Annotated in this window: 10 protein-coding genes; 8 read left to right on the forward strand and 2 right to left on the reverse strand. The window is 72.6% G+C overall.

Translation table 11 applies throughout. From position 1 onward, the window contains the following. Positions 1 to 124: 124 nt before the first annotated feature. The 3 genes from aceE (at position 125) to ACZ4LX_RS09440 (ending at position 4,642) form a co-directional block, all read left to right on the forward strand. A complete protein-coding gene (gene aceE / locus ACZ4LX_RS09430; RefSeq protein WP_467634608.1) occupies positions 125 to 2,794 on the forward strand; it encodes a pyruvate dehydrogenase (acetyl-transferring), homodimeric type in 2,670 nt (889 codons plus the stop codon). A 277-nt stretch (positions 2,795 to 3,071) separates the two neighbouring features. Then, on the forward strand, positions 3,072 to 4,049 hold the full coding sequence (locus tag ACZ4LX_RS09435; RefSeq protein WP_467634603.1) for a helix-turn-helix transcriptional regulator: 978 nt from the start codon (positions 3,072 to 3,074) through the stop codon (positions 4,047 to 4,049). A gap of 68 nt (positions 4,050 to 4,117) precedes the next feature. Continuing rightward, complete coding sequence (locus tag ACZ4LX_RS09440; protein WP_467635705.1) at positions 4,118 to 4,642, forward strand: DUF4240 domain-containing protein; 525 nt, start codon at positions 4,118 to 4,120, stop codon at positions 4,640 to 4,642. Positions 4,643 to 4,769: 127 nt separating this feature from the next. Here ACZ4LX_RS09440 and ACZ4LX_RS09445 read toward each other — a convergent pair whose 3' ends face one another. Then, positions 4,770 to 5,297, reverse strand: coding sequence for a GNAT family N-acetyltransferase (locus ACZ4LX_RS09445; RefSeq protein ID WP_467634599.1), 528 nt, complete (start codon positions 5,295 to 5,297; stop codon positions 4,770 to 4,772). Between the two features lie 55 nt (positions 5,298 to 5,352). Between ACZ4LX_RS09445 and ACZ4LX_RS09450 the strand changes: the two genes are divergently transcribed. Both ACZ4LX_RS09450 and ACZ4LX_RS09455 read left to right on the forward strand, forming a co-directional pair. Next, positions 5,353 to 6,252: a TIGR01777 family oxidoreductase gene (locus ACZ4LX_RS09450; RefSeq protein WP_467634596.1), complete on the forward strand. Its 900-nt coding sequence runs from the start codon at positions 5,353 to 5,355 to the stop codon at positions 6,250 to 6,252. Positions 6,253 to 6,443: 191 nt separating this feature from the next. Further along, on the forward strand, positions 6,444 to 7,793 hold the full coding sequence (locus tag ACZ4LX_RS09455; protein ID WP_467634593.1) for an NAD(P)/FAD-dependent oxidoreductase: 1,350 nt from the start codon (positions 6,444 to 6,446) through the stop codon (positions 7,791 to 7,793). Between the two features lie 204 nt (positions 7,794 to 7,997). Here the strand turns inward: ACZ4LX_RS09455 and ACZ4LX_RS09460 are convergent, their stop codons facing one another. Beyond that, positions 7,998 to 9,683, reverse strand: a complete 1,686-nt coding sequence (locus ACZ4LX_RS09460; RefSeq protein WP_467634590.1) for a regulator — start codon at positions 9,681 to 9,683, stop codon at positions 7,998 to 8,000. A 316-nt stretch (positions 9,684 to 9,999) separates the two neighbouring features. Here ACZ4LX_RS09460 and lipB point away from each other — a divergent pair, with 316 nt between their 5' ends. The 3 genes from lipB (at position 10,000) to ACZ4LX_RS09475 (ending at position 12,432) form a co-directional block, all read left to right on the forward strand. Continuing rightward, a complete protein-coding gene (gene lipB, locus ACZ4LX_RS09465) occupies positions 10,000 to 10,812 on the forward strand; it encodes a lipoyl(octanoyl) transferase LipB (protein WP_467634585.1) in 813 nt (270 codons plus the stop codon). A gap of 132 nt (positions 10,813 to 10,944) precedes the next feature. Continuing rightward, entirely contained in the window at positions 10,945 to 11,910 is a 966-nt protein-coding gene (gene lipA / locus ACZ4LX_RS09470; RefSeq protein ID WP_467634583.1) for a lipoyl synthase, read from the forward strand. Between the two features lie 312 nt (positions 11,911 to 12,222). Beyond that, positions 12,223 to 12,432, forward strand: coding sequence for an SCO2195 family GlnR-regulated protein (locus ACZ4LX_RS09475; RefSeq protein ID WP_467634580.1), 210 nt, complete (start codon positions 12,223 to 12,225; stop codon positions 12,430 to 12,432). Position 12,433: the final 1 nt, after the last annotated feature.

The raw sequence follows: 12,433 nt of genomic DNA on the forward strand, positions 1-12,433 counted from the left end.
TTTCATCCTTTGATCGATCATCGATCGGAGCCTTACAGTTCACTCCGCGGGCCCACCGGCCCCATCGCCCTGTCCTGCCAGTCAGGGACTTCTCCACCCCCCTCCTCACCGGAAGGCGGCGATCATGACCGACCCCGTAGGAAAGCTTCCGAGCGAGCTCGACCAGCTCCCGGACCGCGACCCGGAGGAGACCGCCGAATGGGCGGCCTCCCTGAATGCCGTCACCAAGGCCGCGGGCCCGCACCGTGCCGCGTATCTGATGCGCCGCTCGCTCCAGCACGCCGAGGGCGCCGGTATCGCGCTGCCCAAGCTGCTGGAGACCGATTACGTCAACTCCATCCCCACCGCCGCGGAGCCCGACTTCGACGGCGACCTGGAGATGGAATCGCGGATCACCGCGTGGAACCGCTGGAACGCGGCCGCGATGGTCACCCGTGGCGCCCGCTTCGGCGTCGGCGGCCACATCGCCACGTTCGCCTCGGCGGCCTGGCTGTACGAGACCGGCTTCAACCACTTCTTCCGCGGCAAGGAGGGGGACGGCTCAGGCGACCAGCTCTACATCCAGGGTCACGCCTCCCCCGGCATCTACGCCCGCGCCTTCCTCGACGGCCGGCTGAGCGAGCAGCAGCTCGACAACTTCCGCCAGGAGGCGGGCGGCGACGGTCTGCCGTCCTACCCGCACCCGCGGCGGCTGCCCTGGCTGTGGGAGTTCCCCACCGTGTCGATGGGCCTCGGCCCGCTCTCGGCGATCTACCAGGCGCGCTTCAACCGCTACCTGTCCGGCCGGGGCATCAAGGACACGTCGAACTCGCACGTCTGGGCCTTCCTGGGCGACGGCGAGATGGACGAGCCCGAGTCGACCGCCGCCCTCGCGCTGGCCGCGCGCGAGAAGCTCGACAACCTGACCTTCGTCATCAACTGCAACCTGCAGCGTCTCGACGGTCCGGTCCGCGCCAACTTCCGTGTCGTCCAGGAGCTGGAGGGCGCCTTCCGCGGCGCCGGCTGGAACGTCGTCAAGACGCTCTGGGGCAACGCCTGGGACGAGCTGTTCCAGCTCGACACCACGGGTGCGCTGGTGCGCCGGCTCCGTGAGGTCCCGGACGCGCAGTTCCAGACGTACGCCACCCGCGACGTCGCGTACATCCGTGAGCACTTCTTCGGCGCCGAGCCCGCGCTCGCCGAGCTGGCGAAGCTGCTCACCGACGCGAAGATCGCCGAGTGCTTCTACACCTCCCGCGGCGGCCACGAGGCCCGCAAGGTGTACGCGGCCTACCGTGCGGCCGTCGAGCACAAGGGCGCGCCGACCGTGATCCTCGCCCAGACGGTGAAGGGCTACACGCTCGGCAAGGGCTTCGAGTCCAAGAACGCCAACCACCAGATGAAGAAGCTGTCGATCGACGAGTTCAAGAGCATGCGCGAGCTGCTCGGTCTCCCGATCCCGGACAGCGCCTTCGCCGACGGCCTGGTCCCCTACGGCCACCCGGGCGCCGACTCCCCCGAGGTCCGTTACCTCCAGGAGCGCCGTGCCGCCCTCGGCGGCCCCGCCCCGGCCCGCCGGGTGCACGCGGTGGCGCTGCCCGAGCCCGAGGAGCGCGCGTTCGCCGCGCTCAAGAAGGGCTCCGGCAAGCAGGAGATGGCCACCACCATGGCCTTCGTCCGCCTGGTCAAGGACCTGATGCGGGACAAGCAGACCGGCAGGCGCTGGGTGCCGATCGTCCCGGACGAGGCCCGCACCTTCGGTATGGAGTCGCTGTTCCCGTCGGCCGGCATCTACTCGCCGCTGGGCCAGACGTACGAGCCGGTCGACCGCGACCAGCTGATGTACTACAAGGAGGCCAAGGACGGCCAGATCCTCAACGAGGGGATCACCGAGGCCGGGGCCATGGCCGACTTCATCGCCGCCTCCACGTCGTACGCGACGCACGGCGAGACGATGATCCCGTTCTACATCTTCTACTCGATGTTCGGCTGGCAGCGGACCGGCGACCAGATGTGGCAGCTCGCCGACCAGCTCGGCAAGGGCTTCATCGTCGGCGCCACCGCGGGCCGGACCACGCTGACCGGTGAGGGCCTCCAGCACGCGGACGGCCACTCGCACCTGATCGCGTCCACGAACCCCGCCTCGCTCAACTACGACCCGGCGTTCGCCTACGAGATCGCGGTCATCGTCAAGGACGGTCTGCGGAGGATGTACGGCCCCGAGGCCGAGAACGTCTTCTACTACCTGACGGTCTACAACGAGCCGAAGCCGCAGCCCGCGATGCCGGAGGGCGTCGAGGAGGGCATCCTCAAGGGCCTCTACCGGTTCAAGGAGGGCACGCCCGCGAAGGCGGACGCGCCGCGCGCCCAGCTGCTGGCCTCGGGTACGGCGATCCACTGGGCCCTCGAGGCCCAGGAGCTGCTGGCAGCCGACTGGGGTGTCACGGCCGACGTCTGGTCCGCCACCTCGTGGGGCGAGCTGCGCCGCGACGCGCTGGAGTGCGACGAGGCGCTGCTCCGGGGCGAGCTGCGGGTGCCGTACGTGGCCCAGGCGCTGGAAGGCGCACCGGGCCCGGTCCTCGCGGTGAGCGACTGGATGCGCCAGGTGCCGGACCAGATCAGCCAGTGGGTGGAGCAGGACTGGACCTCGCTCGGCACGGACGGCTTCGGTCTCTCCGACACCCGTGACGCGGCCCGCCGCCACTTCGGCGTCGACGCGCAGTCGATCGCGGTCGCGGCACTGGCCCAGCTGGCCCGCCGCGGCGAGGTGCCCGCGTCGGCGGTCAAGGAAGCCCGCGAGCGGTACGGGCTCTGACGGCCCGGAGGGCGGGGGTCCGGGCCCGGCCCGCTCCCCCCCGCCCTCCGCGCTGCCTGCCCCGCTCCGGCCGGGGCTCTGTCCCCCCTCGCCGGACGGGCTCGACTGCCCCACCGGGGCGCACATTCAAGCCCGTCCGGCGAGGGGGGACATCTTTTTGGGCCGGGGCCGGCCATCGAGGACATCCGTCCGAGCCCAGCCGGCGCTCGGGGTCATACCCGGCCCTCAACCGGCCCGGCCCGGGCCGGACACCCCTCACCACGGCCACAATGGCCGCATGCGTGCTGCCCGGCTCATCAGAATGGTGCTGCTCCTGCAGTCCCGCCCCGCCATGACCGCCGCCGAGCTCGCCCGGGAGCTGGAGGTGTCCGAGCGGACCGTCACCCGGGACGCCCAGGCGCTGTCCGAGGCCGGGGTGCCGGTCTACGCGGACCGGGGACGGGCGGGCGGGTACCGGCTCGTCGGCGGGTACCGCACGCGGCTCACCGGCCTCGCCCGTGACGAGGCCGAGGCCCTCTTCCTCTCCGGCCTGCCCTCCGCCCTGCGCGAGATGGGTCTGGAGGACGCCGCCTCCGCCGCCAGGCTGAAGGTGTCGGCGGCCCTGATCCCCTCCTTCCGGGACGCCTCCACGAGCGCCTCCCGGCGCTTCCACCTGGACGCGCCCGGCTGGTACCAGGAACCGGCCACCCCCGCGCTCCTGCCCGCCGTGGCCGGGGCCGTGTGGGACGACCGCGTGGTTCACGTCCGCTACCGCCGGGCCGGCCGGGACACCGGGGCGGAGCGCGAGCTGGCACCGTACGGGCTCGTCCTCAAGGCCGGTGTCTGGTACCTCTGCGCCCGCGCGGAGGACGACTTCCGGGTGTACCGGATCGACCGCTTCACGGCGGTGACCGTGTCGGACACCCGGTTCGTCCGGGACGAGAGCTTCGACCTGCCCGCCTTCTGGGACGAACGCGCGGCCCTGTTCGCCCGGTCGATCCTGCGGACCGAGGTCACCCTGCGGCTCTCGGAGGCGGCTGTGCGCCGGCTGCCGCACGTCGTCGACCGCGCAGCCGCCCGGGACGCCCTGGACGCGGCCGGGCCGCCCGGCCCCGACGGATGGGTCACGGTCGTCCTGCCGGTCGAGTCCCTGGACGTCGCCTACGGTCAGCTGCTGTCCCTGGGGCCGGGGTTGGAGGTACTGGGGCCTGTCGCCCTGCGCACCAGGTTCGCGACGGCCGCCGAAGCGCTGCGTGCGCTCTACCTCGGGACATGAGGCCGTAAGGCTTCATTTCGGCGTCTCCGCGTGCATCGGCCGCCTCAGGGGCAGATGCTGGACCCGTGATGGACGAGACGGAATTCTGGGAGCTCATCGACAGCACCCGCGAGGCCGCCGACGGCGACCCCGAGGACCATGCCGACCTGCTCGTCGACCGGCTGGTGCAGCTCGATCCCGATTCCGTGCTGGACTTCGCGCGACACTTCGAGGCCCGCTACAACCGGGCGTACCGCTGGGACCTGTGGGCTGCCGCCGCCGTACTGCTCGGCGGGGCGAGCGACGACGCCTTCGACTACTTCCGCTGCTGGCTGATCGGCCGGGGCCGGGAGATCTTCGAGGGCGCGGTGCACGATCCGGACAGTCTGGCGGAGCTGCTCGACGACTTCGACGAGGAGCTGGACGGGGACGCCGAGGAGCTGGGGTACGCAGCCGACGAGGCGTACGAGCAGCTCACCGGCGTGGTCGCGCCCGATCTCGGGCTGCCGCCCCAGGCAGCCGAGCCGGAGGGCACCCCGTTCGGCTTCGAGGACGACGATGCCCTGGCGGCGCGGCTGCCCGCGCTGTGGCAGCGCTTCGGTGCCACAGGCTGAGGCCCGGGTAGCCCCATGCCCGGCCCGGGGCTGCCCGGCCCGGGGCTACCCGGCCCGGGGTGGAGGGCCCGCGGGGCCGGCAGGGGCACAGGCCGAACACGTCGCCCGTCCGCCCGCCCGTCCGCCGTCACGGGCTCAGCGCGCGGCCCATCAGCACGTCGTCCACATAACGCCCGTGCAGAAAGAACTCTCCGCGCAGCACGCCCTCGACGACGAAGCCCTCGGAGGCGTACAGCGCGCGGGCGGGGCTGTTGTGCCCCAGCACGCGCAGAGTGATCCGGTTCGCGCCCTCCCCGCGCGCGTGGGCGCACGCGGCGCGTATCAATGCGCGGCCCGTGCCTCGGCCCCGCGCCCAGCCGGCGACGGCGAGTCCCTGTATCTGCCGGACATGTGTGTTGCAGGCCAGCGGGGTGGGCGGCACCACGCGGATGTAGCCGGCGATGACCGTCTCGCCCCGCGGGTTCACCGCCTCGGCAACCAGGACGTCCTGCGGCCGGTGCCGCTCGTCGAAGAACGGCTGGTACGGCGGCTGCGGACGGGGCATCACTTCGTGCAGCGTCGACCAGGTGCCCCGGTCGAGCTCTCCGAGTGCGGGGCCGTCCTCGGGGACGGCAAGGCGGACGGGCGACGCGGTGAAGACGGGAGGCTCAGCCATGGGCGCCACTGTGCCACGCCCCGTATCGCGTGAACCATGGGGCAGGATGGGCTCCATGCCGCACTCCCGTATCGCTGTCACCGGATCGACCGGACTCATCGGAGCGGCGCTGGTGCGCTCGCTGCGGGCCGACGGACATGAGGTGGTCCGGCTGGTCCGGCGCCCGGCGCGGTCCGGCGACGAGGTGGAGTGGGACCCCGAGCGGGGTTACGTCGACGTGGCCGGGCTGGTCGGCTGCGACGCCGTCGTCCATCTCGCCGGCGCCGGGGTCGGCGACCACCGCTGGACCGAGGCGTACAAGCGGGAGATCCGGGACAGCCGGGTGCTCGGCACGGCCGCGATCGCCGAGGCCGTCGCCTCGCTGGACGTACGGCCGAAGGTGCTGCTCTCCGGCTCCGCGATCGGTTTCTACGGCGACACCGGGGACCGCGCGGTCGACGAGGGCGCACCGCCCGGCGACGGTTTCCTGCCGTCGGTGTGCGTGGAGTGGGAGGAAGCCACCGCCGCCGCCGAGGAGGCAGGTGTGCGGACGGTGCACGCGCGCACCGGACTGGTCGTCGCCCGGGAGGGCGGCGCCTGGGGGCGGCTGTTCCCGCTGTTCCGCGCGGGGCTGGGCGGCCGGCTCGGCAACGGGCGGCAGTACTGGAGCTTCATCGCGCTGCACGACCACATCGCGGCGCTGCGGCACGTCCTGGACACCCCGGAGCTGTCCGGACCGGTGAATCTGACCGGGCCGGATCCGGTCACCAACGGCGAGGTCACGGCGGCGATGGGCCGGGTGCTGCGCCGGCCCACCCTGTTCACCGCTCCCGCGCCGGCGCTGCGGATCGCCCTCGGTGACTTCGCCGAGGACGTACTGGGCAGTCAGCGGGTGCTCCCGGGGCGGCTGCTGGACTCGGGCTTCGCCTTCGCGTTCCCCGGGATCGACGCCGCCGTCCGGGCGGCTCTGCGCTGACCCCGCGCCCCAAGAGCCGCCCTCCTTGCGCCGATTCGGGCGGCTGTGCGACCCCGTGCTCCGGTGCCCGGGGTCGCGCGCGACTGCGCATCGTCCCGCCGCCCTCCTAGCCTCATTCCGAACTCGCGCATTCCGGTGGTCTGTCGAGGGCAAGAGCCTCCCACCAGTTGCGCCGACTCTGGGAGGGGCTTGTGCTCAGCACGGCACACCACGCGGACGTCGTCATCATCGGGGCCGGTATCGCCGGCCTTTCAGCCGCCCACCGACTGACCAGTGCGGGAGTGAGCGTCAGCGTCCTGGAAGCCGGCCCCCGGGTCGGCGGCCGGATGACGACCGACGAGGTGGACGGGTTCCGGCTCGACCACATCGGACCGCTTCTCAGCACCTCGTATCCGGAGCTGTACGCGACGCCCGGACTCGACGGACTCGTCCTGCGCAACTTCGACCCCGGCGTACTCGTCCACAGCGAGGGCCGCCGCTACCGGACCGGGGAGATACGCGGCCCCCGGGGCTCACGCAGAGCGCGGGGCGCACTCAGGGCGGCACGCGCCCTCGCAAGCGCCCCCCGGGCGCCCTTGGGAGGAAGCCTCACCGGTGCCATGGGCGGGGCGATCGACCAGGCCCGGCTCGGCTCGGCGCTGGCCAGGCTCGCGGCCACCCCCCGGGCCCGTGTCCTGGCCCGGCCCGAACGTGCCGCGCTCGACGCCCTGTCCGGCCGCGGTCTGCCCCCGCGGACGTTCAACGGCTTCGTACGCCCTCTGCTCACGGCGCTGCTCAGCGACCCCGCGCTCATCACGTCGAGCCGGTGCGCCGATCTCGCGCTGCGCGGCTACGCGAGCGGCAGGCTCTGCGTACCGTCGGGAGGTTCGGCCACGCTGCCCGAACTGCTCGCGGCCACGCTGCCGCCCGGCACCGTACGGACCGGTGTGCAGGTCACCGCGGCGGACATCACCTCGGTGCGCACCGAGGAACATGGTGAACTGAGCTGCCGCTCCCTGCTGCTCGCGACCGGCGCGAGCGCCGCGGCCGAGCTGCTGCCCGGTCTGCGCGTGCCCTCCTTCCACCCGGTGACGGTGCTCCACCACTCCGCCCCCGCTCCCCCGCCGACCGGCGCCTCGCTGCTCCTGGACGCCGACAGCCCGGGACCGGTCGCGCACACTGCGGTGATGAGCGAGGTCGATCCCGCGCGCGCTCCACACGGCAGGACCCTGATCAGCTCGACGGTGCTCGGCACTCCGCCGGCCGAACTGGACCGCGTGGTCCGGGCCCACCTCGCGTCGCTCTACGGCACGCCCACCGACGACTGGGAGCTGCTGGCCACCCATCACGACCCGGAGGCGGTGCCCGCGATGGTGGCTCCGCACGACCCGCAGCGCCCGGTCCGGCTGCTCGCGGGCCTGTACGTGTGCGGCGACCACCGCGACACCGGCACGGTCCAGGGGGCCCTGTCCTCCGCCCGCCGCGCCGCCGATTCAATCCTCGCCGACCTGGGGGTGCGGCGGTCCGGGGAGAGCACCACGGCGCTCCGCGAAGCCGCGTAGATCCTTCCGGGGCCGTGTCCTGGGGCTGGCGGCCGTGCCCGCCGGGCACGGTCCCGTCCGGACATGTCCCCGTCCGAAGCCGTCTCACCTCAGGACAGCCCACCCCACACGGCCCCACGGCCCCACGGCCACACGGGCCCATCCCCACACGGAACCACGACCACCCGGCCCCGCCCCGGCGCGCGGGCCCACGACAACGCGGTCTCAGCCGAGCGCGGCCACCCGCTCGCGGTAGCCGCGGACCGCGGCGGCATCGCGGAAGGGTTCGAGGCGCCGCTCGAAGTCCCGTACGTACTCCGTGGCGCGCACCGACCGCATCTCCGTGGCCTGCTGCGCGGCTTCCGCGCCCAGCCGGCAGGCCTGGTCGAGCTCGCCGAGCCCGAGCCGGGCGGAGGCCAGGACCACCCGGCAGAACAGCCTGCTGCGGGCGTATCCGGGGGCGCGCAGCTGGAGCGAGCGCTCGGCGTGCTGCGCTGCGGCCCGGTACTGCTGGAGATCGCGGTGGCAGTGCCCGAACTCGTCTGCGAGCTGGGCCTCGTCGAAGTAGCGCGCCCAGTACGGCACCTCGTCGCCGGGGCGGATGGCCTCCAGCGCGCGTTCGGCCCGCACGAGGGAGGCCGCGCACGCCTTGGCATCGCCGAGAACGCCGTGCCCGCGTGCCTCGACGGCGTGCAGCAGAGCCAGTACGGCGTGGGGTGCCGCGGAGCCGACGCCCTGCTGGGCCACCCGCGCCAGCTGGACCGCCTCTCGTCCGTGCCCCAGGTAGACGGCCTGGCGGCTCATGGTGATCAGCACGAAGCTGCCGTAGACCCGGTCGCCGGCCGCCTGGGCCAGCCGTAACGCCTGGACGAAGTAGCGCTGGGCCAGCCCGTGGGCCGCGATGTCGTACGAGGTCCAGCCGGCCAGCCGGGTCAGGTCGGCGGCGGCGGCGAAGAGCCGCCGGCCGGTGGCCTCGCCGTACGTACCGCGCAGCATCGGCTCCGTCTCGTGCTCCAGGTACCGGACGAGAGCCTGCCTGGCGTGGCCGCCGCCGTAGGCGTTGTCCAGGGTGCGGAAGAGCTCGGCGACCGAGCGCAGGGCGGCGACATCACCGCTGCCGACCTTCTGGCCGGAGCCCTGATCGCCCTGCCGCTGCCGGGGGACCCCGGTGCCCAGCGGTGCCGGGGAGCCGCCGGGGGCGTGTGGTCCGGCGGGCCGGGACGGGGTGGGGCCGCGCAGGCCGTGCCGGACGCCGGGCACGTGCGTGCCGCTCTGCTCGGACATACCGGGCGTGAACCCGCCGTCGGCTCCGGTGAGGCCGCCCCCGGCGCCGTGCCTGCCGCTGGCCGCGCTGCCGTACGTCGCTTGCGGTCCCAGCGGTGTGCGCGGCCCGGAGTGCGTCTGGGCGGCCCCGTGCGCCCTGCCGGTGCCGCCTGCCGCCGCGGCGGCCTCGGCCACCCGTCCCACCCACTCGTCCGCCCGCCCGATCAGCCAGTCCCGGCTGGGGACGACCAGCCCCGCCGGGGTGAAGGCGATCTTCCGCAGCTCCACATGGCTGCCGGAGTCCTTGCGCCACAGTCCGCTGACGATGTCGACGGCCTCGGCGGGGGTGGCCGCGAACTCCAGGCCCGCGTAGACCGGCGCGCAGGCGTCCAGGCCCAGATCCTGCGCGGAGAGCCGCCTGCCGAGCCGCCGGGTGAAGACCTCGGCGATCAGTGCGGGTGTGGTGCCCCTCGGCTGCTGCCCGCGCAGCCAGCGGGTCACGGAGGTCTTGTCGTAGCGCAGGTCGAGGCCGTGTTCGAGACCGAGCTGGTCCACCCGGCGGGCGAGGCCGGCGTTGGAGAAGCCGGCCTCGGTGATGAGCGAGGCGAGTCGGCGGTTGGGGGTGCGCTGCGGGGGTCGTTCCGACATCAGCTGTACGGTCTCCTGCCTTCGGGGCCGGGCGGGCAGTCCCTGGGGCCTGCTCTGACGTGTCCCCGCGGCGTCACGGTGCTGGGCAGGCCCTGGGGAACGGCGCGAATTTAGCGGCCCACGAGGCAACCCCGGCCGCCATCGCTTCACATTCATCCGATCGTGTGAGGATTGAGGCGGCGCTGACGGGAACCACCTGCCGGGCCCCCGCTCCGACGCCGGTCGTACAGTGGCCGGAGGTGCGATTCGTTGCATGGTGACGTGACCGCCGGGGACATCCCCCGAGCCCGGCACCGCAAGTAGAGAGGCTGCTTCCGTGACTGAGCTTCGGTTCGTCCGTCTGGGATTCGGCGAGAACGCCGTCGACTACCAGGAGGCGTGGCAGAAGCAGCGCGAGGTGCACGCGGCACGGTTCGAGGACACCGTCCCCGACACCTGCCTGCTGCTGGAGCACCCGCCCGTCTACACGGCGGGCCGGCGGACGGCCGACAGCGAGCGCCCGCTGGACGGCACCCCGGTCATCGACGTGGACCGAGGTGGCAAGATCACCTGGCACGGTCCGGGCCAGCTGGTCGGCTACCCGATCCAGAAGCTGCCGCGTCCGGTGGACGTCGTCGCACATGTCCGCCGCCTGGAGGACGCCCTGATCCGTACGGCCGCCGAGTTCGGCGTCGAGACCAGCCGGGTCGAGGGCCGCAGCGGTGTCTGGGTGCTGGGCGATCCGGTCGAACAGCGCCCGGCGATCGGCGGCCTTTCGCTCGACTTCGACCCCCGGCTGCAGGACGAGGAGTTCGACGCCCGGCTGAACGGCCCCGAGTACGCCCCGTCCAACGCCGGCCAGCGCCGCGAGGACCGGAAGCTGGCCGCGATCGGCATCCGGGTCGCCAAGGGCGTCACCATGCACGGCTTCTCCTTCAACGTGAACCCGGACACCACCTGGTTCGACCGGATCGTGCCGTGCGGCATCCGGGACGCCGGGGTCACCTCGCTCAGTTACGAACTCGGCCGCGAGATCACGATCGCCGAGGTGCTCCCGGTCGCCGAGAAGCACCTCCGGGACATCCTGGAGAACGCCGACCTCGCCCCGCGTACGGTCGGGGGCAGAGACGATGCCGTGGCCACGGCCTGACCCTCGGAGCGCTCCTCCGGGAATAGGCCCTGTCGGCCACAGGTTGGGCAGACGTAAAGCCGTCTGAACTACGGGCGTACCCTGGTGTTCGCCGAAGAATCCAATGCAGGGAAAGCAAAGGGGAGTGCCGGAGTGTCCGCTGTCGCACCCGACGGGCGCAAGATGCTGCGCCTTGAGGTCCGGAACAGCCAGACCCCCATCGAGCGCAAGCCCGAGTGGATCAAAACCCGGGCGAAGATGGGCCCCGAGTACAACCAGCTGCAGAAGCTCGTGAAGAGCGAGGGCCTGCACACGGTGTGCCAGGAGGCCGGCTGCCCCAACATCTTCGAGTGCTGGGAGGACCGCGAGGCCACGTTCCTCATCGGTGGCGACCAGTGCACCCGGCGCTGTGACTTCTGTCAGATCGACACGGGCAAGCCGCAGGCGCTGGACCGGGACGAGCCCCGCCGCGTGGGCGAGTCGGTCGTCACGATGGACCTGAACTACGCCACCATCACGGGCGTCGCGCGCGACGACCTGGAGGACGGTGGCGCCTGGCTGTACGCGGAGACCGTACGCCAGATCCACGCGCTGACGGCGGAGCGGGAGGGCGGCCACACCAAGGTCGAGCTGCTGATCCCCGACTTCAACGCGGTGCCCGAGCAGCTCGCCGAGGTCTTCTCCTCGCGCCCCGAGGTGCTGGGCCACAACGTGGAGACGGTGCCGAGGATCTTCAAGCGGATCCGCCCCGGCTTCCGCTACGAGCGGTCCCTGGAGGTCATCACCCGCGCCCGCGAGGCCGGCCTGGTGACCAAGTCCAACCTGATCCTCGGCATGGGCGAGACCCGCGAGGAAGTCAGCCAGGCGCTGAAGGACCTGCATGACGCGGGCACCGAACTCATCACGATCACGCAGTACCTGCGGCCGACCCCGCGCCACCACCCGGTCGAGCGCTGGGTGAAGCCCCACGAGTTCGTGGAGCTGAAGGAGGAGGCCGACGCGATCGGCTACTCGGGTGTGATGTCCGGGCCGCTGGTCCGTTCCTCGTACCGCGCGGGCCGGCTGTTCCAGCAGGCCATGGAGCGGCGCGGCGCGGTGGCCCCGGCGCCGACCGCGTGACCCGGCCCGTGTGAATTCGGGCACAAGAAGATACTGAGCAGTAACGGCTGATCCGACGCGGCCCGTGCGCTCCTCGCAGGCCGGAGGCGCGTATGGGCCGCGTCGGCGTGCGCGGCGCCCGTATCAAGGTTTCATTGGTGTTTGACCGACCGGTCATGCGCTGGTAACACCGAGCGGTGACCCTGGATACACGCAGCGCGGTGGATCCCGCATCCGCCGTCGCCCCCGCGTGTCCCGTATCCAGTCCGCGCAGCACACTCCGCCCGCCGGGCACCCTCCGGTGAGCGCACCCGTTCCGAGGGGACTTCCACGATGCAGGCCGTGCCGGTACGCGCCACAGCCCTTCCGTCCGTCACCGACGCCCTCCGCGCCGTCGAGTCGCTGCTGCTGAGCAGCGGCCAGCGAACCGCCCGCCGAAACGCCTGGACGGCGGTCCTCGAGGACCGCCGCCGGGCCAAGGACCGGGTCGAGTCCGAGTACGTACTGGAGGCCGTGGCCGACCACCGTTCCCAGGCCACGTAAA

The sequence above is a fragment of the Streptomyces sp. NPDC026062 genome (assembly GCF_055568375.1).

What these genes read in the sequence shown, in the direction of transcription:
- ACZ4LX_RS09435 (WP_467634603.1), top strand. Translation starts at nt 3,072, where the DNA reads ATGCGTGCTGCCCGGCTCATCAGAATGGTGCTGCTCCTGCAGTCCCGC.
- ACZ4LX_RS09445 (WP_467634599.1), bottom strand. Translation starts at nt 5,297, where the DNA reads ATGGCTGAGCCTCCCGTCTTCACCGCGTCGCCCGTCCGCCTTGCCGTC.
- ACZ4LX_RS09460 (WP_467634590.1), bottom strand. Translation starts at nt 9,683, where the DNA reads ATGTCGGAACGACCCCCGCAGCGCACCCCCAACCGCCGACTCGCCTCG.
- ACZ4LX_RS09475 (WP_467634580.1), top strand. Translation starts at nt 12,223, where the DNA reads ATGCAGGCCGTGCCGGTACGCGCCACAGCCCTTCCGTCCGTCACCGAC.
- ACZ4LX_RS09450 (WP_467634596.1), top strand. Translation starts at nt 5,353, where the DNA reads ATGCCGCACTCCCGTATCGCTGTCACCGGATCGACCGGACTCATCGGA.
- ACZ4LX_RS09440 (WP_467635705.1), top strand. Translation starts at nt 4,118, where the DNA reads ATGGACGAGACGGAATTCTGGGAGCTCATCGACAGCACCCGCGAGGCC.
- aceE (WP_467634608.1), top strand. Translation starts at nt 125, where the DNA reads ATGACCGACCCCGTAGGAAAGCTTCCGAGCGAGCTCGACCAGCTCCCG.